Raw genomic sequence first — 23,067 nt, forward strand, 5'->3', positions numbered from 1 at the left:
CATTTCCCTGAGGAAATGCTGACAAAGCGCTGACAATTGCACAAAAGAATTAAAAATCAGGGAAAAATGATGGAAAAACGGGCACCCTGCCCTGTGCTGGCGTCGTCGATACGGCATTCAGCGCCGTGTACTATGGCAATATCGCGCACGATGGCCAGCCCCAGACCGCTGCCGCTGCTACGGTCGTCGAGCCGGACAAAACGGCGGAAGACCTGCTCGCGCCGCTCGGACGGGATGCCGGGGCCGCTGTCCTCCACCACCAGCATGCCACCGGCGCCGCCAGCCTGCGGCATGCAGCTGACGGTAACGCTGCCGCCGGCCGGCGTGTAGCGGATCGCGTTATCGATCAGATTATCGATCAGATCGCGCAGCAGGAAATGGTCGCCGCGCACCGTCAGCGGCTGCAATTCGAAACCGAGATCGATCTGCTTGCGGCTGGCCCGCTCGACGAACAACTGGATCGCCGGTTCGATCAGGCTATCGAGCGCCACGGGCTCGAGCCGGGTTTTCTCGAAGTGCTCGGGTTCGGCGCGGGCCAGCGCCAGCAGCTGGTTGGTCTGCCGGATCATGCGCTCGGTGGTAGCCAGCATCAGCTGCACCGACTGGGCTGCATCGGCCTCGCTCTGGCGCGCACCCAGCCATTCGAGCTGGGTTTTCAGGCCGGCCAGTGGAGTACGCAACTGGTGCGCTACATTGGCCAGAAACTGCTGGCGTGCCTGCGCGCCCTCGCCCACCTTTTCCAGCAGGCCGTTCAGGGCATGCACCACGGGTTTCAGTTCCTGCGGCAGATCGGCCACTGCCAGCGCTGCCAGCTGATCGCTGTCCCGCCGGTTCAGGTCCGCGCGCAAACGCTGCAGCGGCAGCAGGCCATTGCTCACGCTGAACCAGATCAGACCTATGCTGGCCAGCGCAAACAGCCCTTCCAGCAGCAGCAAGGCGCGCAGCGTGGCCTGCTGGATCTGCTGGCGCTTGCGCACAGTCTTGGCCACCACAATATAAGCATGGCTGGCTGCAGCGTTCCCGGCCCGCGCCGGCAGCGCCCACGGCTGCATCAGGAGCCGCACCGGCTGCTGCTGCCGCACGGCGTCGGATAGCTGCCGTGTTCTGGCGCTGGCGGCTTGCGGCGGCAGCGGTAAATCGCGATCGCCCGCGATCTGCCGGCCAGCGCCGTCGAACACGGCAAAATACAGGCTATCGCTATCGTCGCTGCGCAGCACAGCCTCGGCCAGTGCGGGCAGCTCCAGCCTCAGCGCGCCCCCATCATCGCTGAGGCGGGCACCGAGGCTGGCGGCCGCTTCGGCCAGACTCTGGTCAAACGCCAGCTGGGCCGGTGTCCATGCCAGCAGATAGGCCAGTGCGCCGCCGGCCAGATTCATCAGCAGGATGGGGCCGATCAGCCATTTCAGCAGGCGCAGACGGATGCTGCTCATGGCGCCGGCGGCCCCGCTTCCAGCATGTAGCCGAAGCCCCGTATAGTGCGCAGCGTGACGCCCGCATCGGCAATCTTCAGGCGCACGCGCGAGACATACACTTCCACCGCATTGTGCGTCAGCTCGTCTCCCCACGGCAGTATGGCATCGATGATCTGCTGCTTGGACACCACCTTACCGGCCTGCTGCAGCATAAATTCCAGTACGGCCCACTCGCGAGCCGACAGCTCGATCAGCCGTTCGCCTACGCGCGCCCGCTTGGCATCGAGATCAAGCGCCAGCCGGCCCAGCGCCAGCTGGCCGGGTTTCGGCGCATTGCGCCGCACCAGCGCGCGCAGGCGCGCCACCAGTTCCGCCGTAGCAAACGGTTTGACCAGATAATCGTCGGCGCCCAGTTCCAGCCCGCGCACGCGGTCGTCGATGGCATCGCGTGCCGTCAGCAGCAGCACCGGCAAGTGACTGCCCCGTGCACGCAAACGCCGCACCAGTTCAAAGCCGTCCAGACCGGGCAGGCCGATATCGAGCACCGCCACGGCCAGCGTTTCCGCGTGCTGCAGACGCAGGTCGGCCTGGCTGCCATCGGCCAGCAGTTCCACCGTCATGCCATGTTCACCCAGCACGCGGCGCAAGCCATCGGCCAGAACAGCATCGTCTTCCACTACCAGTACCTGCATGGTGCACGCTCATCTATGGAGATGGCTGCATTATGCACTTGCCCTGCGGCTAAGCCTAGTGGGCCGGCGCCGGACGCCCCACGACGGGCTCGGTGACTTTGTAGGATCAGGACTACAAAGCTGCCCCACGGAGGACTACAGGCCTGCGTCTACTGCGCTTATGTTCGTTACCTCGCCCTCGCCTTACAGTAGTGATAACACCGAAGCGCAGCGACGGTGTTGTTTGAGTAGCCAGACTGTGAGGAAAAACATGAACAATACCCAACTCAGCCCATCGCCCAGAACACGCGGTTACGGCGCCACAGCCCGTCCACCACTGCCGTACACCATCAGCCCCAGCGGGGCACGCCAGAATGAATTACTGGCGGCCCTGCCCGAACACGAGCTGGCAGCCTTGCTGCCGGAACTGGAACTGGTGACTCTGCCGGCAGGCAAGGAACTATTCGAATGCGGCGCCTGCATGGACTATGTGTATTTCCCTACCAGCGCCATCATTTCGCTGCTGTACGTGATGGAAAACGGCGCCACGACGGAAATCGCCGTGGCCGGCCGTGAAGGCGTGGTCGGCGTATCGCTGTTTGCCGGCGAACGTGCCATGTGCAGCGCCATGGTGCAGGCAGCCGGCTATGGCTACCGCATGCACGCACGCCATCTGCGCGCCGCCTTCCATCTCGGTGGCGCACTGCCTGCCCTGCTGATGCGCTACAACACGGCACTGTTTGCCCAGATGGCGCAGAACGCCGTCGGTGGCCGTCACAGTTCCATCGAGCAGAAGCTGTGCCGCTGGCTGCTGGAACGGCTGGACCGTTCGTCCGATAACGTACTCAAGGTAACGCAGGAAATGATCGCCATCATGCTCGGCGTACGGCGCGAAAGCATCACGGCCGCCGCCGGCAAATTACAGGAGGAAGGCCTGATCGCCTACCGTCGCGGCACCATCACCGTACTCGATCGCTCAGGTCTGGAGCAATATGCGGGGGAGTGCTACAAGGTGGCAAAGACGGAGTATGTGCGTCTGCTGGAGGATGTAGCGCACTATTGAGCACGGCACTGAGAGCAGGCGGCAGGCTGTTTATCACAGCGCCACCCGGACTGGCTGCCATCGCCTGTTCCGCTAAAGGCTCAGGCAGTGCGCTAGGCTGGGGCAAGGGTATATTCACTTCAATACAGGTACCCTTTTCATGGCGGCCGCGCCGTATGCTCATGCTGCCACCGAGCAGCAAAGCACGCTCACGCATACCCAGCAGACCGTGCGACATAGGCTTGACGATGTTGGCAGCGGCTATGCCTATGCCATCGTCGATGATACGCAAGATGAGGCCGTGCTGATCACGTGTGAGCGTCACTGTTACATGACTGGCGTGGGCATATTTACGGATATTCGTCAGTGCTTCCTGCACGATGCGGAACAGGGCAATCGACAGATCGCCGGAGCGGCGCGCGGTCTTTTCCACACCTGCCGCGACATCGCAATCGCAGCGCACCTGCGCCAGACGGCTGAACTCTTCGCAATAACTTTCGATGGCCGCGCACAGACCCAGATTATCGAGCAGACTGGGGCGCAGATTTTCGACGATGCGGCGTTTCATTTCCACCGTTTCCACCAGCGTGGCGCGGGCCCGCTTGAGCTGCGCCGCCAGTTCCGGCTCACGCTGCTGCAACTGCTGGGTAACGGCGGCAATATCCATGCTGATGGACGTCAGATTGGCGCCCATTTCGTCATGCAGTTCGCGCGATAAACGGATTTTCTCGTCTTCGCTAATGCTGATCAGGTGGCGCGACAGCAGCGACAACTGTTCGGTACGTTGTTGCACCTGCGATTCCAGCGTCTCGTTTGCACTCTGCAGCGCGTGCTCGACCTGTGCCCGGTTGGCAAAGCTACGCCGCACCAGCTGGTAGAACATCACCAGCACAACAATGGCCAGCGCATTAATGCTCATGCCCAGCAGGATGGCCTTAAGATATTCCTGATAGAAGGCCGCACTACGGTGCGCCATGGTTTCGTTCTGCTCCTGCTCCATGATCACCACCTGCAGGCGGATTTCATCCATGTTCACACGTCGTTCGCTGAGCTTGGCAATCTTGACGATTTCGGACAGGCCGCCATCGCGGTACACATCGATCGCCTGCCCCATCAGGCGCAAACGGCGGCGCACCAGAGTATGCAGCTGAGCCAGATTGCGCAGTTGCGAGGGGTTATCGGCCAGCAGCTTTTCCAGTTCCCTGAACTCGGCGTCCGTTTCGGTTGATGCCGAGGTGGTAGCGCGCAGCGTTTCTTCGCGGCCATTGAGGAAATAGCCGCGCATGCTGCTTTCCGCTTCCAGCACCAGCACATTCAGGTACTGCAAGCGGTCCGCCACGCGGGCCGACTGGGCCAGCGATTGCTGAGCTCCGCGCAGGGACTGCAGATTATGGAACAGACTGAAGCCATTCACGATCAGCAGCAGCGCGCAGGTCACGCACAGGACCGTCTTATACAGTGGCAGACGGTGTTGCGGTGCCGGTTCTACAGTGAAATGCATCCTGAGGGGTTTCCTTCATGGTAGTTTGCGCCGGCCAGCGTAGGCGCATTATAGACCCGTGAAAGAATGGCTGCGCTGGCGCCACAGTTCAACCGTGCGCATAGCCCTGCAGCCGGCTTACTCGAGCAGTTTGTTCTTCATGGCGTAATAGGTCAGGTCGGAATTCGACTGCATGCCCATTTTTTCCATCACGCGGGTGCGATAGGTACTGACGGTTTTGATACTGAGCGACAGCGCCACGCCGATATCGGACACGGTTTCGCCCTTGGCCAGCCGCAGGAATACCTGAAATTCGCGGTCCGATAATTCCATGTGCAGCGCCGTATTCGGGTCGCGGTCCAGCGTCTGCGCCAGCAGTTCGCCTACCGTAGCGTTGACATAGCGCCGTCCCTGGAACACGGTGCGCACGGCCGTCATCAGCTCGTCCGCCTCGCACTCCTTGTTCAGATAGCCGTTGGCGCCCATCTTGAACAGGTTCACCGCATACTGCTGGGCCGGATAGCCGGACAGTATCAGTACCGGCAGATCGGGCTGGCCCTGGCGGATGGTGCGCAGGGTATCGATGCCGCTCTGGTCGGGCATGGCGATATCGAGCATCAGCACATCGCACACTTCGCGGCGGGCGATATCGAGCGCTTCGCGGCCACTACCGGCCTCGGCCACCACTTCGAATTCCTCGGTGGCGGAAAAAATCTGTTTGAATCCTGCGCGGACTATCTGATGATCGTCGCAAATGGCAACGCGTATCATGCATCCTCCTGTCTGGCCGGCCTGCGGCATAGACTGTCCCGGACGGAACGTCACGGTATTCAGCGTCGCTGATTTTTAGTCAATATTGAGAGTATAGCAGCTACCCAGCTGGAGGCCGCGTACGGCTGGCCTGCGCAGCTCAGCCCAGCTTGAGCAGGTCCAGTATGGCCTGCAGTTCGCGCCGGATCAGACTGCGATCGAGCGGCGCCGCTTCTGGCGGCACAGCCGCTTCAAAACTGCCCTCGGCCGCTGCGCCATGGTGCTCGCCACGGCTATCGAGCTTGTTACGGGCGCCGCTAATGGTGAAGCCCTGCTCGTACAGCAACTCGCGGATACGGCGGATCAGCAGCACTTCGTGGTGCTGGTAGTAGCGCCGGTTGCCGCGCCGTTTGACCGGTTTGAGCTGCGTAAATTCCTGCTCCCAGTAACGCAGTACATGGGGCTTTACGCCGCACAGCTCGCTGACTTCACCGATGGTGAAGTAACGCTTGGCCGGTATCGGCGGCAGCACGGCAGCATCGGTCTTGGTCACGACTTAGCTCCCGTTCAGGCAACACGTGCCGCCGGATTGCTCTCTTCCACCATGCCTTTGAGCTTCTGGCTGGCGTGGAAAGTCACGACGCGGCGCGCCGTGATAGGAATTTCTTCGCCCGTCTTGGGGTTGCGGCCCGGTCGCTGCGGCTTGTCGCGCAGCTGGAAGTTGCCGAAACCGGACAGTTTTACGGCTTCGCCCCGTTCCAGCGCATTGCGGATTTCGTCAAAGAAGGTTTCCACCATGTCTTTGGCTTCGCGCTTGTTCAGGCCCACCTGTTCGAACAGCAGTTCGGCCAGCTCCGCCTTGGTCAGCGTCGGCAAATCTTTTTCAGCATCCTGACGTACTTTGGCGACCTGCATGGCGCGATGCAGATCGGCAGCCAGTGCGGACTGCAGTACGGCGGAATCGACGTCGTTGTTATTAATTTTACTGCCCTGCCTTCTCTAATAACGAATGAGTCCGGCATTAGCCGGACTCCCGAATATACAAAACGCTCAGCTTTGCGCCCGTATCAGGTGCGCAGACGTGCGCCGTGTTTCTGCTTGGCAGCGTCGCCCAGGGCCGTCATTACGGCCTCGACCACGTCATCCTGCAGCGTGTTTTGAGTATCTTGCAAGCTAAAGCGGAAAGCAAGCGATTTTTCGTCCGCCTCCAGCCCTTTACCACGATATTCATCAAACAAAACAATGGCTTGCACAATCTTTCCGTGCGGATTTGTTGCCAGAGCATCATTGAAGGCATCGAGCAGATCCTGTGCCGGAACGCACTGTTTCACCACCACGGCCAGATCGCGCGTCGCGCCGGGGAACTTGGAAATTTCCGCATAAACGGGCACATTGCGTTGCTGCAGCGCCTCGGCATCGACTTCGAACACCACCGGCGCTTGCGGCAGCTCATATTTCTGCAGCCAGCGCGGATGCAGTTCGCCAATGAAGCCGATAACTTTGCCGTCCAGCAGCACGTTAGCCGAACGGCCCGGATGCAGGGCCGGATGTTCGGCTTTGACGAAACGCAGGGTCAGCGGCGCAAACAGGTGTTCCAGATCGGCCTTCAGGTCGAAGAAATCGACATGGCGGTTATCCAGCCCCCACTGCTCGTCGGCCACATGGCCGTAAGCCATGGCAGCGACCCGCTTAGGCTGGTGGTAGCCGGCCACGGTCAGCGCGCCATCGGCCACGCTGTCGTCGCGCAGGTAGATGGCGCCCACTTCGAACAGGCGCACGCGGTTGGTCTTACGGTTGAGGTTGTAACGCACATTGCTGACCAGACTGCCGATCAGGGTGGTACGCATCACGCTCATCTGGCTGGCGATAGGATTCTGCAGGCGGATAGGCTGCTCGTTGCCGGCGAAATCCTGCTCCCATGCCGCTTCCACGAAGCTCATATTGACCACTTCCTGGAAACCCAGATCGGCCAGCTGGTGACGCACGGCGAACAGAGTACGGGTGTTTTCCGGCGCAATGATCATGGTGTTGGCAGCCACTGGCGCCACCGCTGGAATGTTCTCGAAGCCGTACACGCGCGCCACTTCTTCGATCAGATCTTCTTCGATCTCGATATCGAAACGGTAGCTAGGCGCCGTCACGGCGAACACGCCATGGTCATTGCTGCCATCGGCGGCAGCTTCGAGCGAGAACGGCAGGCCCAGGCGGGCGAAGATATCGGCCACCATCTGGTCGTTGACAGCCACGCCGATCACCTTGCGGGCGCGCGCCGTGCGCATCTGCACTGGCTTGGCAGCCGGTACGTTGACGATCTGGTCATCCACCGGCCCCACTTGCGTGGTCGGGGTGCCGCAGATTTCGATCAGCAGCGAGGTAATCCGCTCGATATGTTCCACCGTGGTGGCGTGGTCTACGCCGCGCTCGAAACGGTGCGCCGCATCGGTCGAGAAGTTGTACTTGCGGGCGCGGCCCTGTATCGCGTTAGGCCACCAGAATGCCGCTTCCAGATAGATCGATTCCGTTTCCAGCGAAACAGCGGTAGCGTCGCCGCCCATGATACCGGCCAGCGATTCGATTTCTTTGTCGTCGGCAATCACGCCTACCCATTCGTCGATGCTGATGGTGTTACCGTTCAACAGCTTGAGGGTTTCACCGGCCTTACCCCAGCGTACATTCAGGCCGCCGTGGATTTTGGCCAGATCGAACACGTGGGTAGGACGACCCAGCTCCAGCATCACGTAGTTGGAAATATCCACCAGTGCCGATACCGAGCGCTGGCCGCTGCGCTCAAGGCGCTGCTTCATCCACGCTGGCGTGGCGGCTTTGGCGTTCAGGTTGCGGATCACCCGGCCCGAGAAGCGGCCGCACAGATCCGGCGCCGAGATTTTCACCGGCAGCACTTCGGCGCTGTTGACCGCCACCGGACGGAAGGTCGGCGCCTGCAGCGCAACGCCCGTCAGGGCCGAGACTTCACGCGCCACGCCCAGCACGGACAGGCAGTCGGCCTTGTTCGGGGTCAGCTTGATGGTGAACTTCAGATCGTTGAGCGCGTAGTAGTCGCGGAAGTTTTTGCCGATCGGTGCATCGTCCGGCAGTTCCAGCAGGCCGCTGCCCTCTTCCGACAGCTTCAGTTCCTTGGCCGAGCACAGCATGCCTTGCGATTCCACACCGCGCAGCTGGCCCACCTTGATTTCGAAGGGCTTGCCGTCGGCGCCAGGCGGCAGCACGGCGCCGGCCATGGCGCACACCACTTTCAGCCCCGGGCGCACATTCGGCGCACCGCAGACGATGTTGAGCAGGGTGCCCGTGCCCACATCCACCTGGCACACGTTCAGACGGTCGGCATTCGGGTGCTTGGCCATATCGCGTACATGACCGACCACCACATTGGAAAACGGCGGGGCTACCGCTTCGACTTCTTCCACTTCCAGACCGGACATGGTCAGCAGATGGGCCAGTTCGTCCGAAGTCATCTTCGGATCGACCATGGTACGGAGCCAGTTTTCAGAGAATTGCATAATCAAGCCTTCAAAGAGAGTCCGACGGGAGCGCTGCCCACCTGCGTGAGCGCGCTCGACCGACTTGAGGATTTAGTTGAACTGCTTCAGGAAGCGCAGATCGCCTTCGTAGAACAGACGCAGATCGTTGACGCCGTAGCGCAGCATGGTCAGGCGTTCCAGACCGGAGCCGAAGGCGAAACCGATATACTTTTCCGGATCCAGACCGAAGTTGCGCACCACCGAAGGGTGCACCTGACCCGAGCCGGAGATCTCCAGCCAGCGGCCTTTGAGCGGGCCGGAACCGAAGGCAATGTCGATCTCGGCCGAAGGTTCGGTGAACGGGAAGTAGGAAGGACGGAAGCGCACTTGCAGATCATCCGTCTCGAAGAAGGCTTTGACGAAATTCAGGTACACGCCCTTCAGATCGGCGAAGCTGATGTTCTCGGCGATCCACAGGCCTTCGACCTGATGGAACATGGGCGAGTGGGTGGCATCGCTGTCGACGCGGTAGGTACGGCCCGGCGCGATCACCTTGATCGGCGGCGTGTGGCTGCGCGCATAACGCACCTGCATAGGGCTGGTGTGGGTACGCAGCAGCAGCGGCTTGCCCGTGGTATCGTTGCCTTCGATGTAGAAGGTATCCTGCATGGAACGGGCTGGATGGTTTTCCGGGCTGTTCAGCGCGGTGAAGTTGGTCCAGTCGTTTTCGATTTCGGGGCCGTCGGCCACTTCGAAACCGATGGAACGGAAGATCGCCTCGACCCGCTCCCAGGTGCGCATCACGGGATGCAATCCACCGCCGGCGCGGCCGCGGCCTGGCAGGGAAACGTCGATCGCCTCGGCGTTGAGGCGCGCTTGCATCTGGGCTTCGGCCAGCGCGTCGCGCCGGGCCGTCAGGGCCGCTTCGATCTGCCCTTTGGCAGCGTTGATCAGGGCGCCCTGCGCCTTGCGTGCTTCAGGGTCGAGCTTGCCCAACCCTTTCATCAATTCGGTAATCTGGCCAGTCTTGCCCAGATATTTGGCTTTAGCATTTTCCAGTGCGGCGGCGTCATCTTGCGCGGCCATGAAATCCTGCACTGCTGAGGCGACGAGTTGTTCCAGGGAGTCCATGCGTTTTTCTTATCCTCAATCAAAAACGGGGCACAGGTATCTCACCTTGCCCCGTTCTCTCGGCTGCTGCGTCGCCGCAGCAGCTAGTGTCAATCAATGCGTATTAGGCAGCGATTTTAGCTTTCACAGCGTTGACAATCGCAGCGAATGCTGGCTTGTCCATCACTGCCATATCGGCCAGGACTTTACGGTCCAGTTCGATCGAAGCTTTCTTCAGACCGTTCATGAATACGCTGTAGGTAACGCCATGCTCACGGGAAGCAGCGTTAATACGGGCGATCCACAGACGACGGAAGACGCGCTTCTTGTTACGACGGTCACGGTAGGCGTACTGGCCAGCGCGCATCACTGCTTGCTTGGCAATACGATATACCTTGCTACGACGACCGCGGTAGCCTTTGGCCAGGTTCAGTACTTTTTTATGACGGGCACGAGCTGTAACCCCACGTTTTACTCTAGGCATAGTAACTCCTTAACAGTGTGAGATTAAGCGGATGGCATCATACGCAGTACGGACGTGACATCCGAAGCGTTGATGTTGCGAGTGCCGCGCAGTTGACGTTTGTTTTTGGTGGTCTTTTTGGTCAGAATGTGGCGTTTGAAAGCCATACCCGATTTAACAGTACCACCTGGACGCACGCGAAAACGTTTTTTCGCGGAGCTTTTGGTTTTCATTTTTGGCATAGTAATCTACCCCTTCGGGTAGCTCCATATCAAACAGGATTGCAGGTGGTAACTACGTTACGCTTAGATGCCTGCTTTCACTTGTTTTTGCAGCAGATGCGAGTCCACTACATTTACTACAGCCGGACATTATAGACCAGTCGTAGCAATAGCGCAGCAAAAAAATCGGGGCTGGAGCAGGTTTTTTTAGAAAACCCGCTCCAGCCCCGAATTTTTTTAGAGGGTGTTTCAAAATGCGCGCAGCGAGGCGCGGCGACGAAGACAGTGCACAAGCACGGCGACGAGTCGCAACGAAGCTGCGGGCTTTTTGAAACGGCCTCTCAGCCCGAGAGCTTACTTTTTCTTCTTAGGTGCCAGCACCATAATCATCTGGCGGCCTTCCATTTTGGGGAACTGCTCAACCTGGCCGTGCGGCTCGAGGTCGGCTTTCAGACGTTCCAGCATACGGAAGCCAATATCCTGGTGCGCCATTTCACGGCCGCGGAAGCGCAGCGTGATCTTGGTCTTGTCGCCATCTTCAAGGAACTTGATCAGATTGCGCAGCTTGATATTGTAGTCGCCGTCATCGGTACCCGGGCGGAATTTGACTTCCTTCACGGAGATGACTTTCTGCTTCAATTTCGCTTCGTGAGCCTTCTTCTGCTCCGAATACTTGAACTTGCCGTAGTCCATCAAACGGCAGACCGGCGGGACCGCAGTAGGTGCGATCTCGACCAGATCAACGTTTGCCTCTTCCGCCAGGCGGAAGGCTTCGGCCAGACTCACGATACCGAGAGGCTCGTTATCAACCCCGCTTAAACGCATTTCGGGGTGAGTGATTTCGCCATTGATGCGATGCGACTTGTCAGTAGCTATGGTGATTCCTTTTAATGTCTGATGAAATGCTGCGCGCTTAGGCCTTGGTGGCGACGTCTTGCTGGAGTCGCTCGATCAGGGCTTCGACGGACATGACGCCCAGATCGACATTGCCCCGTGCCCGCACAGCCACGGTATTGGCATCCCGCTCTTTGTCGCCTACCACTAAAATGTAAGGCAGTTTTTGGACGGAATGTTCGCGTATTTTATAGGTAATTTTCTCGTTGCGCAAATCGGTCTGCACGCGGAACCCGCAGCGGCGCAGCTTTTCAGCCACTTGCGCCACATATTCGGCTTGGGCGTCGGAGATGTTCAGAACCGAAACTTGCACTGGCGACAACCAGGTTGGCAGCGCGCCAGCATAGTTTTCGATCAGGATGCCGATGAAGCGCTCCATCGAACCGACGATCGCACGGTGCAGCATAACCGGCACCTGACGGCTGTTGTCAGCCGCCACGTATTCGGCGCCCAGACGCTCCGGCATGAAGAAGTCCACCTGCATGGTACCCACCTGCCACGGACGGCCCAGCGAATCCTTCAGATGGTACTCGATCTTGGGACCGTAGAACGCGCCCTCGCCCGGCAGCTCGGTCCACGTTACACCGCAGGCGCGCAGACCGGAGCGCAGCGCTTCTTCGGCTTCGTTCCAGATTTCGTCGGTACCGATGCGGTTGTCCGGACGCAGAGCCAGCTTGACTTCGATGTTATTGAAGTGGAAGTCCTTATACACTTCCATGGCCTGGGTGTGGAATGCCACCACTTCCGGCTCGATCTGCTCTTCGGTACAGAAGATGTGACCATCGTCCTGCGTAAAGCCGCGCACGCGCATGATGCCGTGCAGCGCGCCCGAAGGCTCGTTGCGGTGGCACTGGCCGAACTCGCCGTAGCGCAGCGGCAGGTCGCGGTAGGAGCGCATATTGCTGTTGAAAATCTGCACGTGACCGGGGCAGTTCATCGGTTTCAGCGCATAAGAACGGTTTTCCGACTCCGTCACAAACATGTTTTCGCGGTAGTTATCCCAGTGGCCGGTCTTGCCCCACAGGCTGGAATCGAGAATCTGCGGCGCTTTGACTTCCTGATAGCCGTTCACCTGATACTTGTTGCGCATGTACTGCTCCACCTGCTGCCAGATGGTCCAGCCTTTCGGATGCCAGAACACCAGACCCGGCGCTTCGTCCTGGAAGTGGAAGAAATCGAGCTGTTTGCCCAGTTTGCGGTGGTCGCGCTTTTCCGCCTCTTCCAGCTGGAACAGGTATTGTTCCTGATCTTCCTTCTTGGTCCAGGCGGTGCCGTAGACACGCTGCAGCATTTCATTCTTGCTGTCGCCGCGCCAGTAGGCGCCGGCCAGTTTCATCAGCTTGAATACTTTCAGTTTGCCCGTCGATGGCACGTGGGGGCCGCGGCACAGGTCGGTGAAACTGCCTTCGGTGTAGAGCGACACGTCCTGATCGGCCGGAATCGAGGCGATAATCTCGGCCTTATAGGCTTCGCCGATAGACTTGAAGTAGGCCACCGCCTCGTCGCGCGGCAGCACTTTGCGGGTGACTGGCTCGTCTTTTTTGGCCAGTTCCGTCATTTTCTTTTCGATCGCTACCAGATCGTCCGGGGTGAACGGACGCTTGTAGGAGAAGTCGTAGTAGAAGCCGTTGTCGATGACAGGGCCGATCGTCACTTGCGCGTCCGGGAACAGTTCCTTCACAGCGTAAGCCAGCAAGTGAGCGGTCGAGTGACGGATCACTTCCAGACCTTCCGGATCTTTATCGGTAATGATAGCCAGATCAGCGTCCTGTTCGATCAGGAACGAGGTATCCACCACTTTGCCATTGACCTTGCCGGCCAGCGCGGCTTTCGCCAGACTGGTGGCGATGCTGCCCGCCACTTGAGCCACGGTAACCGGGCCATCGAATTGACGGGACGAACCATCAGGAAGGCGAATTGAAAGCATAGTGATCTCCATTACGGCGCACAGGCCAGGGGTGTCGATGAATTAAAAAATACGGACGAAAAAAAAACGCGGACTAGCCGCGTTTTCTCTTTTTTCGAGCAAAAGGATCCCGTTCGACTAGCGTCACTCACCAATACTGGTAGTAGTTCGCGGTGTCATAACCGGATTGCCTTTCTCGCTCTTACATGTTCTGGTGGGCGGTGCAGAATTCGAATCTGCGACCCCTTGGATGTCGACCAAGTATTCTAACCAGCTGAACTAACCGCCCGAGGTACTTCTATCGTTATAGTGTTTTACTGCCTGCTCCACTACCTACTACTTATTCTGGTGGGCGGTGCAGAATTCGAATCTGCGACCCCTTGGATGTCGACCAAGTATTCTAACCAGCTGAACTAACCGCCCGAAGACCAGCATTATAGAGAGCGATACGAAGAAACACAAGGGCATGTAAGCGAAACATTTACAGAAAGCACTATGTTGCTGATTTGATCGCATCTTCGCGGCCCGGCCAGCGACAAGAAATGCCGTGATCCATTAAACTACGGCTTTCACATCACAGCGCCCCATCCCATGCCCCACAATGCCGCGGCCGGCAGCCAGCTGCCCGACTCCCCTTCCGCCCACCTGCACGCCCACCGCGATGGCGACGCGCTGCACGTCCACTTTACCGAACAGCGCAGCCAGTCCGTACTGGCATGGTCGCTGGCGCTGACGCTGGGCTTCGCCGTGGTGGAAGTGGTCACCGGCTTCATGTCGAATTCGCTGGCCCTGATCTCGGACGCCGGCCACATGGTGACGGATGCGGCAGCGCTGGGACTGGCCTTGCTGGCCCAGCTGATCGCCAAGCGCCCGCCGTCGGCGCGCAACTCCTTCGGCTTTGGCCGCGCCGAAGCGCTGGCCGCCTTCGTCAATAGTCTGGTGCTGCTGGTACTGGTGGGCTGGATCGTGGTGGAAGCCGTGCACCGCTTCTCGCAGCCGGAACAGGTACAGGGCGCCATGGTGACCATCGTCGCCGCCATCGGCCTGCTGATCAATGTGGTACTCGCCTATATTCTGTCGCGCGGCGAAAGCAATATGAATACGCGTGCAGCACTGGTCAACGTGATCGGCGACCTGCTCGGCTCCGTGGCAGCGCTGGCCGCCGGTGCCGTCATCTATTACACGGGCTGGATGCAGATCGACCCGCTGCTGTCCATCTTCGTGGCCATGCTGATCCTCAAATCTACCTGGAGCGTGCTGCGCGAGTCCTATCACTTCCTGATGGAAGGCGTGCCCGAACATATCGACTATCTGCAGGTGGGCGCCGATCTGGGCCAGATCGATGGCGTGCTGTCGGTGCACGATCTGCACGTGTGGGATATGTCGCCCGGCCAGCCCGCCCTGATCGGTCATGTGGAAATCACCGACTTGTCGCGCTGGCCGGCCATCCTGCAGAATATCAAGTCCATGCTGCTGGATAAGCATGGCATAGACCATATCACCCTGCAGGCAGAAGTCGCCCACGATGCATAATTTCGAGAATCGCCGTGACCGCTATAACGGTTACACCCAGTTCGCCAACCCGCTGATCAACCTGAGCTTCACGCTCACCGTGCCGGATCTGCGGCCCTACTGCAAAGCGCAGCAGCTGCCGCCCTTCCACGTATTCCTGTATTGCGTGCTGCGCGCCGTCGCCAGCATCGATAATTTCATGTACCGCGAGCTCGATGGCGAAGTGATCCGCATCAAGGACTTCATGGCCTCGTACACGGTGCTCAATAGCGATAACAATCTGAATTTCGCCCGTTTCGACATGACGGACGATCTGGCGCTGTTCGTGGAACGCAGTCTGGCGGCGAAAAAAATGGCGGAAGCCAGCGCAGAGCTGATCAACACCAGCGCCGGTCTGAGCCCGCTCGATCACAAACGCAATGTGTACATCACCTGTATGCCTTGGCTGGAACTGACGGCGATCGAACACCCTATCTACCTGCACAAGACGGCCGACATTCCGGCCCTCGCATGGGGCAAGTTCGGCCCGCCGCAGGACGATGGCATGATGCGCCTGCCCTTATCGGTGCAGGCCCACCACGGTTTTGTAGACGGCTACCACATCCATCTGCTGGGCGAGGCCATCAAAGCCCGGATCAGCCAGCTGCTGATCTGAACTTCCCAAGCTGGCGCTTCAGGCGCGGCGCGCTTCCTGCACGCCGCTCACTTCCGTAATCGCCGTCAAGGCCTTCTGCAGCTGGGCGGTGGCGCCGATTTCGGCCGTGAAGGTCATGCGGGCAAATCCTTTGGCACTCTGGGTATTCACGCCGATCACATTGATTTTCTCGCGCGAGAAAATTTCCGAGATATCGCGCAGCAGGCCCTGACGGTCGCCCGCCAGAATGAAGATATCGACCGGATACACCGTATCGGACGAAGTGCGGCCCCATTCCGTCACGATGACGCGCTCGGGCGCCTGGGCCCGCATTTCGGCAAAGTTCTTGCACGTGGTGCGGTGTATCGATACACCTTTGCCGCGCGTGACGAAACCGACGATGCCATCAGGCGGTGCCGGCTTGCAGCACTTGGCCAGCTGCGTCATCAGACCATCCGTGCCCACCACCAGCACGCCTGACTTGGCGCCCTGCTCCACGCTGGAAGCGCGGCTGCGGCTGAGCACCACGGCATCTTCCGGCTCGGCCGGTTCGCCCGTATCGTTCAGCGCCTGCTCGACCTGACGCAGACTGAACTCGTCCTTGCCCACCGAGAGGAACAGATCGTCCACCTTGGCGAAACCCAGCTTGTTGGCCAGCGCTTCCAGATTGACCGCGGTTTTACCTTCGCGCTGCAAGGTCTTTTCCACCATGGCGCGGCCATCGGACAGGGTCTGCTGCATGTCGATGGCATGGAACCATGCACGGATCTTGGAGCGCGTGCGCGAAGCCACCGTGTAGTCGTTGTTCAGCCAGTCGCGCGATGGCCCGGCCGTGCCGGGCGCGCCTTTGGCCGTGATGATTTCGCAGGTCTGGCCGTTTTTCAGCGGCGTATTGAGCGGCACCATCACGTTGTCGACGCGCGCACCACGGCAGCGGTGGCCCACGTCCGTATGCAGGTGATAGGCAAAGTCCACCGGCGTGGCGCCCACCGGCAGTTCCAGCACGCGCGCCTGCGGCGTCAGCACGAAGATGCGGTCATCCAGGGCGGCCGATTTGAGCTTCTCCACCCATTCGCGCTGCTGCTGTTCTTCCTGTCCCACCACGACATCGGCCACATCGGTCTTCCACGCCAGCAGCTGGCGCAGCCAGGCGATCTTCTCGTCGTACTTCTGGCCCTGGAAGTTGGAACCGCCCTCCTCCTTGTAACGCCAGTGCGCCGCCACGCCGTACTCGGCAAAGTTGTGCATTTCCTGGGTGCGGATCTGCACTTCCAGCGGACGGCCATCTTCCGCAGTCACCACCGTGTGCAGCGACTGGTAACCGTTGGGCTTGGGACGGGAGATGTAATCGTCGAATTCTTTCGGGATCGGCGTCCAGATGTTGTGCACCACGCCCAGCACCGTGTAGCAGGTCTTGACGTCGGCCACGATCACGCGGAAAGCGCGCACATCGTACAGGTCGGTGAAGTCCAGCTCCTTGCCCTTCATCTTGTTCCAGATGGAATAGATGTGCTTGGGGCGGCCGAATACGTCGGCCTGTATGCCGGCGGCCGCCATTTCCGCCTGCAGGCGCGCAATCGCCGAGGTGACAAAGCCCTCGCGCATCATGCGCTTTTCTTCCAGCATCTTGGCGATGCGCTTGTAGGTATCGGGCTCGATGAAGCGGAACGACAGGTCTTCCAGCTCCCACTTGAGCTGCCAGATACCGAGCCGGTTGGCCAGCGGCGCGTACAGGTCCAGCGTTTCGCGCCCATAGGCGCTGGTCATGTCGTTGAACAGCTTGATCTCGGCGAAATAGCGCAAAGTGGTTACGCACGAGGCCAGCCGCACCAGCACCACGCGCATATCCGAGGCCATGGCCAGCAGCATCTTGCGCAGGGTTTCCACCTGTGCCACCGCCTGCTGCGCCGCATTGCGCCCCCGTGCCGCCGCAGCCGGGTCCTTCTGGCCCAGCGTCAGTTCGCGCAGGCGGATCAGCTGGCGCACGCCGGAGGCCAGATCGCACACGTCCTTGCCGAAGCGCGGCTCGATCAGCGGCGCATGGGCCGGATCCAGCAGCGTCAGTTCGAACATCAGACCGGCGATGCGGGTTTCGACATCGGTGCGCATGAAGGCCAGCGTGCTGGCTACACCGACGGCAAAGTCGAACGCCGCCTGCCCCGTGCTGCAAACCCGCTCGCCGTAAGCGCCGCTGGCGTAATCGAGCGCGGCCAGCATGCGGGCGCCGTCGTCGACCGACAGCCCCTGCACCAGTTGCTCCGAGGTGGCGCTCGTGATGGCGGTGGTGGAAACCATGGGACTCCTAGCGCTGTGCGGCGACGACGACGATCTCGACGCGCCAGGCGGGATCGGCCAGTTTGGCCTCGACCGTCGCACGGGGCGGCGTGTGGCCGTTCGGCACCCACGCATCCCACACTTCATTCATACCCGCAAAATCAGCCAGATCGGCAATATAGATCTGGCAGCTCAGGATGCAGGTCTTGTCGCTACCCGCCTCGGCCAGCAGGCGGTCGATATGCCCCAGCACTTCCCCCGTCTGGCCCTGGATATCGAGGGTTTTGTCATCCGCGATCTGGCCCGCCAGATACACGGTACCGTTATGAATGGCCACTTCGGACAGGCGCTTGCCTACATGCAGTCGTTTGATTTCCATACTCATCTTCTTGTTGGTAAAACCAGTATGCGAACATACTGTTTATTCTTTAAATGCCACTTAGCCCAGCAGAAATTCGCGCACGATGGCGATCTGGTCAGCGTGCACAAACGTGGGCGCATGCCCCACGCCGGGGATTTCCACCAGTTTGGCGCACGGGCCGCGCTGCCCCATCTGCTGCGCCGTCTCGGCCGACAGCAGATCGGACTCGGCACCGCGGATCAGCAGCGTTTCGCAGCGGATCGCATCATACGCGGTCCACAACGCGGCCTGATCAGCCTCCACCGATTCCGGCGTGGCCGAACGGAAAGGCTGGGCCAGTCCCATATCATAATGGCGCACCCACTTGCCATCCTTGTCCAGACGCAGCACATCCTGTGCCAGCTTGTGCCACTCGGCTTCCGTGTGCGGGCCGAAGGTGACCGACACGTCACGGATGAACTTGGCCGCCTCGTCGAAGCTATCGAAGCGCATGTCCTGACCAATATAGTCGCCGATGCGCTGCAGCGCCGCTGGTGCCAGCACAGGACCGATGTCATTGAGGATCAGTTTGCCGATAGGATTGCCGGGCAAGGAAGCCAGCCCCAGTCCGATCAGCCCGCCCATCGAGGTGCCGAACCAGTCCACCTTGCGTGCACCATGATCGGGCAAGACGCGCGCCAGCAAAGTTACGATGTCGCTAACATACTGGGGAATGCGGTACAGCTGGGGGTTGAGCAGACGGCCGGAACGGCCACGGCCCACAATATCGGGCGCGATAACGCGGTAATCGCCTGCCAGTGCCTGTGCCATGGCATCAAAATCGTCGGCAACGCGGGTCACGCCGTGCACGCATAACAACACACGGGGATTGTCGGCATCGCCCCATTCTTTGTAAGCCATGGTGTGCAGGCCCGCCATCGACAGGCATTGAACAGACTTTATTTTTGCTTCGAACATGCGGCTTCCTTGGTGATTTTTATTCGATTTATGTAAAGATGTTCTGAATTAACATTTTACTGGGCAATGCGCTTAAAATCCTACACAAGTGTAGCGCAGCGCGACTTTAATCTTCAACTCTGCAGAGGAACTATGGCAAACAAGACTTTGAGCGGCAAAACGGCACTGGTAACGGGTTCCACTTCCGGCATCGGTCTCGGCATCGCACGCACCCTGGCAGCGGAAGGCGCCAACGTGCTACTGAACGGTTTCGGCGATGCCGCGGAAATCGCCCAACTGCAGGCCGATCTGGCAGCCGAATTCGGCATTCAGGTGGAATACCACAACGCCGACATGTCCAAGCCCGACCAGATCGAAGCCATGATGGCCTATGCCGGCGCAAAATTCGGCGGCGTGGACATACTGGTCAACAATGCCGGCATCCAGTATGTCGCCAATGTGGAAGACTTCCCAGTCGAAAAATGGGATGCCATCCTCGCCATCAACCTGAGTTCGGCATTCCACACCACCCGTCTGGCGCTGCCGCGCATGCGTGCCAACAATTGGGGCCGCATTATCAATCTAGCTTCCGTGCACGGCCTGGTGGCATCGGCCGGTAAATCGGCCTATGTGGCGGCTAAGCACGGCCTGATCGGTCTAACCAAAGCTACGGCTCTGGAAACTGCCACCACCGGCATCACGGCCAACGCCATCTGCCCTGGCTGGGTACTGACCCCGCTAGTACAGAAGCAAGTCGATGACCGTGCCGCCAAGGAAGGCATCAGCAACGAAGCGGCCAAAAAAGCCCTGCTAGCCGACAAACAGCCATCGCACGAATTCGTCACCCCTGAAGAACTGGGCGCCATGGCCCTCTTCCTGTGCAGCGATGCAGCCCGTCAAGTTCGCGGCGTCGCGTGGAATATGGACGGCGGCTGGGTAGCCCAGTAAGCCCGTCCGGCGGGGCGCCACTTCCGCACAATGCGGTGGCGCCTGATGCCTAGGCATCATGCAATACGTGTTATCACCAATCCCTGTGAGGATTTCCACAATAGTGATAACAGTTATTTTCACGGATGATGAACGCTTGACCTTGAAGCGTGGAGACATCCGTGAAAAAACCATTCTATAAAATCCTGTACGTGCAGGTGCTGTTCGCGATTGCGGTCGGCGTCCTGCTTGGCATGTACTACCCTAGCGATGCCGTCGCCATGAAACCGCTGGGCGATGGCTTCATCAAGCTGATCAAGATGGTCATCGCCCCCGTGATCTTCTGCACCGTGGTATCCGGTATTGCCGGCATGCAGGATGTCAAGAAAATCGGCCGCGTAGGCGGCAAAGCGCTGCTCTACTTTGAAGTCGTTTCCACCTTCGCGCTGGTGATCGGCCTGTTCGTGGCCAATCTGATGCGTCCGGGCGCAGGCTTCAACGCCGATCCCGCCACGCTCGACACCAAGGCCATTGCCCAGTTCACGGAAAAAGCCAAACAGCAATCGACCATCGATTTCGTGATGAACATCATCCCGAACACCATCGTCGATGCGTTCGCCAAAGGCGATATCCTGCAAGTGCTGCTGATCGCTATCCTGTTCGGCTTCTCGCTGTCGCTGCTGGGCGAACGGGGCAAACCGGTTGCCAAACTGATCGACGAACTAGCCTCGGCCATCTTCGGCATGGTCGGTCTGGTAATGAAAGCCGCTCCTATCGGCGCATTCGGCGCCATGGCTTTCACCATCGGTAAATACGGCATCGCTTCGCTCAAACCACTGGCCGCCCTGATGGGTTGCTTCTATCTGACCTGCGGCCTGTTCGTCTTCATCGTGCTGGGCGCCATCGCCCACTTCACCGGCTTCTCGATCTTCAAATTCCTGCGCTACATCCGCGAAGAACTGCTGATCGTACTGGGCACCAGCTCGTCGGAAAGCGCCCTGCCTTCGCTGATTACCAAGCTGGAACGTCTGGGCTGCTCCAAGTCGGTGGTTGGTCTGGTGGTCCCTACCGGCTATTCCTTCAATCTGGACGGCACCAACATCTACATGACCATGGCTGCCCTGTTCGTAGCGCAAGCCACCAATACCGACCTGACGCTGACGCAGGAACTGACCATCCTCGGCGTCGCCATGCTGACCTCGAAAGGTGCTTCCGGCATCACCGGCGCCGGCTTCATTACGCTGGCTGCCACGCTGGCCGTGGTCCCCACCATTCCGGTGGCCGGCATGGCGCTGATTCTGGGCATAGACCGCTTCATGAGCGAATGCCGAGCCCTGACCAACTTCATCGGCAACGGTGTTGCCACTGTCGTGGTATCGAACTGGGAGCACGAACTCGATCACGATACTCTGCACAAGGAACTGAACAACCCCGGCTCCACCGTAACCGATCCTGACCTGATGCCGCTGCACCGTCAGGCCCACTAAGCCCCTACAGCACGCCCCTTAGTGACGCCCCGCGCCCTCTGGCCCGGGGCGTTTTTTTGTGCCCATAAAAAAAGCCCGCACTCGGCGGGCTATTCTTGCGTGTTGCGGATCAGGCGCGCTGTTTGCGGCGTGCCACCACACCGACCAGCGCCAGACCGGCCAGCATCATGCCGTAAGTCTCAGGCTCAGGTACGGCCATGGTGACGTTCATCACCCCGGCATAGCTACCACCGCCCGACGTACCGGAAACGGTCAACACCAGCGGACCCGAAATGCTGGGCAATGTGATGCCGGCCGTACTCACCGGTATTCCGTTACTAATGTTGAGGTTATTCCCGTTCAGACTAGCACTGGAGAAATGGACCTGCAGATTCGGGTCGTAGTTGAAATTACCGTCCAGCGCAAAGTTAAAGAACAGGACCGAAGCCGAACTACCCAGCGTCAGGTTAGGACTAAATGTGAAGGTGTCGGTGAACAGGCCAGTATTCGGCGTGGCTCCGAACGATGCCGAATAGTGATGCGGCGTGGTGGGATTCAGAGTGACGGTGTAGGCCGCTGCCGAAGCAACACAACTACTGGCCAACATGGCAATACCGAGAGCGAGTGAGCGTAGTTTCATAATTATCCTATCGATATTAATTAACGAACAAGACTACTAACAAACTTACAATACCCTTATCGCCAGAATAACTGTCCTGCTTACGATAATCAATCATTCATTTCATATGGACTGAACTCATCTCATAGAAGCAGGCTATACCGTAAGACCAGCACACGCTTAGCAGCGCATCAAGGCAAAAAAAACGGCACGCCGAGGCGTGCCGCTGTCTCATCCAGCCGACAGTCTTCAGACTGCCGACATATCCAGTGGGCAACCAGTTGCTGCCACCAGTTGTTCCTTGCTGACGCCCGGAGCCAATTGCGTCACTTTCAGGCCTTGCGGCGTCACTTCCATCACGCACAGGTCGGTAATTACCAGATCCACCACGCCCACGCCTGTCAGTGGCAGGTCGCACTGCTTGAGCAGCTTGTGCGAGGTGCTGCCGTCCTTGGCCGTGGCCACGTGTTCCATCACCACCACCACACGCTTCACGCCGGCCACCAGATCCATCGCGCCGCCCATGCCCTTGACCATTTTGCCCGGTATCATCCAGTTGGCCAGATCGCCTTTTTCCGACACCTGCATGGCGCCCAGAATCGCCAGATTGATCTTGCCGCCGCGGATCATGCCGAAGGAATCGGCCGAGCTGAAGAAGGCTGCACCGGGCAGCGCCGTCACGGTCTGCTTGCCTGCATTAATCAGGTCTGCATCCACCGTTGCTTCGGTCGGGAACGGGCCTATGCCCAGCAAGCCGTTTTCCGACTGCAGGAATACTTCCATGCCTTCCGGCACATAATTGGCCACCAGCGTAGGCAGGCCGATGCCGAGGTTCACGTAGTAACCGTCCTGCAGCTCCTGCGCCGCGCGCGCGGCCATTTCATCACGAGTCCATGCCATAGTTATCTCC

The 23,067-nt window shown here is 59.5% G+C and carries 22 protein-coding genes and 2 tRNA genes; 5 read left to right on the plus strand and 19 right to left on the minus strand.

From position 1 onward, the window contains the following. Positions 1–56: 56 nt before the first annotated feature. Both GTP27_RS07895 and GTP27_RS07900 read right to left on the minus strand, forming a co-directional pair. The gene (locus GTP27_RS07895) at positions 57–1,430 is read right to left on the minus strand and encodes a sensor histidine kinase (RefSeq protein WP_161038636.1); all 1,374 of its coding nucleotides are present in this window, start codon (positions 1,428–1,430) and stop codon (positions 57–59) included. Next, positions 1,427–2,104: a response regulator transcription factor gene (locus tag GTP27_RS07900; protein ID WP_161038637.1), complete on the minus strand. Its 678-nt coding sequence runs from the start codon at positions 2,102–2,104 to the stop codon at positions 1,427–1,429. The genes GTP27_RS07895 and GTP27_RS07900 overlap by 4 nt, the downstream gene beginning before the upstream one ends. 250 nt (positions 2,105–2,354) lie before the next feature. Here GTP27_RS07900 and GTP27_RS07905 point away from each other — a divergent pair, with 250 nt between their 5' ends. Then, complete coding sequence (locus GTP27_RS07905) at positions 2,355–3,146, plus strand: Crp/Fnr family transcriptional regulator (RefSeq protein WP_161038638.1); 792 nt, start codon at positions 2,355–2,357, stop codon at positions 3,144–3,146. On the opposite strand, the gene GTP27_RS07910 is transcribed toward GTP27_RS07905, so the two are convergent. The 12 genes from GTP27_RS07910 to GTP27_RS07965 all read right to left on the minus strand — a co-directional run bounded on the left by GTP27_RS07910 (position 3,043) and on the right by GTP27_RS07965 (position 13,851). Continuing rightward, positions 3,043–4,626, minus strand: a complete 1,584-nt coding sequence (locus GTP27_RS07910; protein WP_161038639.1) for a CHASE3 domain-containing protein — start codon at positions 4,624–4,626, stop codon at positions 3,043–3,045. The genes GTP27_RS07905 and GTP27_RS07910 overlap by 104 nt on opposite strands. Positions 4,627–4,743: 117 nt before the next feature. Beyond that, a complete protein-coding gene (locus GTP27_RS07915; RefSeq protein ID WP_161038640.1) occupies positions 4,744–5,376 on the minus strand; it encodes a response regulator in 633 nt (210 codons plus the stop codon). A gap of 139 nt (positions 5,377–5,515) precedes the next feature. After that, entirely contained in the window at positions 5,516–5,908 is a 393-nt protein-coding gene (locus GTP27_RS07920; RefSeq protein ID WP_161038641.1) for a MerR family transcriptional regulator, read from the minus strand. A 14-nt stretch (positions 5,909–5,922) separates the two neighbouring features. Then, complete coding sequence (locus GTP27_RS07925) at positions 5,923–6,270, minus strand: integration host factor subunit alpha (RefSeq protein WP_155435261.1); 348 nt, start codon at positions 6,268–6,270, stop codon at positions 5,923–5,925. Positions 6,271–6,422: 152 nt separating this feature from the next. Further along, a complete protein-coding gene (gene pheT / locus GTP27_RS07930) occupies positions 6,423–8,873 on the minus strand; it encodes a phenylalanine--tRNA ligase subunit beta (RefSeq protein ID WP_161038642.1) in 2,451 nt (816 codons plus the stop codon). A gap of 72 nt (positions 8,874–8,945) precedes the next feature. Beyond that, positions 8,946–9,965: a phenylalanine--tRNA ligase subunit alpha gene (pheS, locus tag GTP27_RS07935; protein ID WP_155435259.1), complete on the minus strand. Its 1,020-nt coding sequence runs from the start codon at positions 9,963–9,965 to the stop codon at positions 8,946–8,948. A gap of 103 nt (positions 9,966–10,068) precedes the next feature. Next, entirely contained in the window at positions 10,069–10,428 is a 360-nt protein-coding gene (rplT, locus tag GTP27_RS07940) for a 50S ribosomal protein L20 (protein ID WP_008449404.1), read from the minus strand. Positions 10,429–10,451: 23 nt separating this feature from the next. Continuing rightward, positions 10,452–10,649 carry a 50S ribosomal protein L35 gene (gene rpmI, locus GTP27_RS07945; RefSeq protein WP_057262756.1) on the minus strand — a complete coding sequence of 66 codons (198 nt, stop codon included), beginning with the start codon at positions 10,647–10,649 and terminating at the stop codon, positions 10,452–10,454. Positions 10,650–10,982: 333 nt separating this feature from the next. Continuing rightward, positions 10,983–11,510: a translation initiation factor IF-3 gene (gene infC, locus GTP27_RS07950; protein ID WP_371865902.1), complete on the minus strand. Its 528-nt coding sequence runs from the start codon at positions 11,508–11,510 to the stop codon at positions 10,983–10,985. 31 nt (positions 11,511–11,541) lie between these two features. Further along, positions 11,542–13,449: a threonine--tRNA ligase gene (gene thrS, locus GTP27_RS07955; RefSeq protein WP_161038643.1), complete on the minus strand. Its 1,908-nt coding sequence runs from the start codon at positions 13,447–13,449 to the stop codon at positions 11,542–11,544. A gap of 191 nt (positions 13,450–13,640) precedes the next feature. Then, positions 13,641–13,717 (minus strand) — tRNA-Val (locus tag GTP27_RS07960). A 57-nt stretch (positions 13,718–13,774) separates the two neighbouring features. Further along, positions 13,775–13,851 (minus strand) — tRNA-Val (locus tag GTP27_RS07965). 168 nt (positions 13,852–14,019) lie between these two features. Here GTP27_RS07965 and GTP27_RS07970 point away from each other — a divergent pair. Both GTP27_RS07970 and GTP27_RS07975 read left to right on the plus strand, forming a co-directional pair. Further along, on the plus strand, positions 14,020–14,961 hold the full coding sequence (locus GTP27_RS07970) for a cation diffusion facilitator family transporter (RefSeq protein ID WP_161038644.1): 942 nt from the start codon (positions 14,020–14,022) through the stop codon (positions 14,959–14,961). Continuing rightward, positions 14,954–15,595 carry a CatA-like O-acetyltransferase gene (locus GTP27_RS07975; RefSeq protein ID WP_161038645.1) on the plus strand — a complete coding sequence of 214 codons (642 nt, stop codon included), beginning with the start codon at positions 14,954–14,956 and terminating at the stop codon, positions 15,593–15,595. The genes GTP27_RS07970 and GTP27_RS07975 overlap by 8 nt, the downstream gene beginning before the upstream one ends. A gap of 18 nt (positions 15,596–15,613) precedes the next feature. Here the strand turns inward: GTP27_RS07975 and GTP27_RS07980 are convergent, their stop codons facing one another. The 3 genes from GTP27_RS07980 to GTP27_RS07990 are packed head-to-tail and all read right to left on the minus strand — an operon-like array spanning position 15,614 to position 19,166. Beyond that, positions 15,614–17,869: a RelA/SpoT family protein gene (locus tag GTP27_RS07980; RefSeq protein WP_161038646.1), complete on the minus strand. Its 2,256-nt coding sequence runs from the start codon at positions 17,867–17,869 to the stop codon at positions 15,614–15,616. Between the two features lie 7 nt (positions 17,870–17,876). Continuing rightward, the gene (locus GTP27_RS07985) at positions 17,877–18,227 is read right to left on the minus strand and encodes a RidA family protein (protein WP_161038647.1); all 351 of its coding nucleotides are present in this window, start codon (positions 18,225–18,227) and stop codon (positions 17,877–17,879) included. A gap of 60 nt (positions 18,228–18,287) precedes the next feature. Further along, positions 18,288–19,166: an alpha/beta fold hydrolase gene (locus tag GTP27_RS07990; RefSeq protein WP_161038648.1), complete on the minus strand. Its 879-nt coding sequence runs from the start codon at positions 19,164–19,166 to the stop codon at positions 18,288–18,290. A 132-nt stretch (positions 19,167–19,298) separates the two neighbouring features. On the opposite strand from GTP27_RS07990, the gene GTP27_RS07995 reads away from it, so the two are divergent. Both GTP27_RS07995 and GTP27_RS08000 read left to right on the plus strand, forming a co-directional pair. Then, positions 19,299–20,093: a 3-hydroxybutyrate dehydrogenase gene (locus GTP27_RS07995; protein WP_161038649.1), complete on the plus strand. Its 795-nt coding sequence runs from the start codon at positions 19,299–19,301 to the stop codon at positions 20,091–20,093. Positions 20,094–20,254: 161 nt separating this feature from the next. Further along, positions 20,255–21,559, plus strand: a complete 1,305-nt coding sequence (locus tag GTP27_RS08000) for a dicarboxylate/amino acid:cation symporter (RefSeq protein WP_161038650.1) — start codon at positions 20,255–20,257, stop codon at positions 21,557–21,559. Positions 21,560–21,668: 109 nt separating this feature from the next. Here GTP27_RS08000 and GTP27_RS08005 read toward each other — a convergent pair whose 3' ends face one another. Together GTP27_RS08005 and GTP27_RS08010 are read right to left on the minus strand one after the other, a co-directional pair. Further along, positions 21,669–22,178, minus strand: a complete 510-nt coding sequence (locus GTP27_RS08005; protein WP_229633532.1) for an FxDxF family PEP-CTERM protein — start codon at positions 22,176–22,178, stop codon at positions 21,669–21,671. Positions 22,179–22,406: 228 nt separating this feature from the next. Next, positions 22,407–23,057 (minus strand): 3-oxoacid CoA-transferase subunit B, encoded by a 651-nt coding sequence (locus GTP27_RS08010; RefSeq protein WP_161038651.1) that lies wholly within the window; start codon positions 23,055–23,057, stop codon positions 22,407–22,409. Positions 23,058–23,067 lie beyond the last annotated feature (10 nt).

The sequence above is a fragment of the Duganella qianjiadongensis genome (assembly GCF_009857915.1).
In the GTDB taxonomy this organism is placed as follows: Bacteria; Pseudomonadota; Gammaproteobacteria; order Burkholderiales; family Burkholderiaceae_D; genus Rugamonas; species Rugamonas qianjiadongensis.

Coding starts and splice junctions, on each gene's coding strand:
- GTP27_RS07895 (WP_161038636.1), bottom strand. CDS start 1,430: ATGAGCAGCATCCGTCTGCGCCTGCTGAAATGGCTGATCGGCCCCATC.
- GTP27_RS07900 (WP_161038637.1), bottom strand. CDS start 2,104: ATGCAGGTACTGGTAGTGGAAGACGATGCTGTTCTGGCCGATGGCTTG.
- GTP27_RS07905 (WP_161038638.1), top strand. CDS start 2,355: ATGAACAATACCCAACTCAGCCCATCGCCCAGAACACGCGGTTACGGC.
- GTP27_RS07910 (WP_161038639.1), bottom strand. CDS start 4,626: ATGCATTTCACTGTAGAACCGGCACCGCAACACCGTCTGCCACTGTAT.
- GTP27_RS07915 (WP_161038640.1), bottom strand. CDS start 5,376: ATGATACGCGTTGCCATTTGCGACGATCATCAGATAGTCCGCGCAGGA.
- GTP27_RS07925 (WP_155435261.1), bottom strand. CDS start 6,270: ATGCAGGTCGCCAAAGTACGTCAGGATGCTGAAAAAGATTTGCCGACG.
- pheT (WP_161038642.1), bottom strand. CDS start 8,873: ATGCAATTCTCTGAAAACTGGCTCCGTACCATGGTCGATCCGAAGATG.
- pheS (WP_155435259.1), bottom strand. CDS start 9,965: ATGGACTCCCTGGAACAACTCGTCGCCTCAGCAGTGCAGGATTTCATG.
- rplT (WP_008449404.1), bottom strand. CDS start 10,428: ATGCCTAGAGTAAAACGTGGGGTTACAGCTCGTGCCCGTCATAAAAAA.
- rpmI (WP_057262756.1), bottom strand. CDS start 10,649: ATGCCAAAAATGAAAACCAAAAGCTCCGCGAAAAAACGTTTTCGCGTG.
- thrS (WP_161038643.1), bottom strand. CDS start 13,449: ATGCTTTCAATTCGCCTTCCTGATGGTTCGTCCCGTCAATTCGATGGC.
- GTP27_RS07970 (WP_161038644.1), top strand. CDS start 14,020: ATGCCCCACAATGCCGCGGCCGGCAGCCAGCTGCCCGACTCCCCTTCC.
- GTP27_RS07975 (WP_161038645.1), top strand. CDS start 14,954: ATGCATAATTTCGAGAATCGCCGTGACCGCTATAACGGTTACACCCAG.
- GTP27_RS07980 (WP_161038646.1), bottom strand. CDS start 17,869: ATGGTTTCCACCACCGCCATCACGAGCGCCACCTCGGAGCAACTGGTG.
- GTP27_RS07985 (WP_161038647.1), bottom strand. CDS start 18,227: ATGGAAATCAAACGACTGCATGTAGGCAAGCGCCTGTCCGAAGTGGCC.
- GTP27_RS07990 (WP_161038648.1), bottom strand. CDS start 19,166: ATGTTCGAAGCAAAAATAAAGTCTGTTCAATGCCTGTCGATGGCGGGC.
- GTP27_RS07995 (WP_161038649.1), top strand. CDS start 19,299: ATGGCAAACAAGACTTTGAGCGGCAAAACGGCACTGGTAACGGGTTCC.
- GTP27_RS08005 (WP_229633532.1), bottom strand. CDS start 22,178: ATGAAACTACGCTCACTCGCTCTCGGTATTGCCATGTTGGCCAGTAGT.
- GTP27_RS08010 (WP_161038651.1), bottom strand. CDS start 23,057: ATGGCATGGACTCGTGATGAAATGGCCGCGCGCGCGGCGCAGGAGCTG.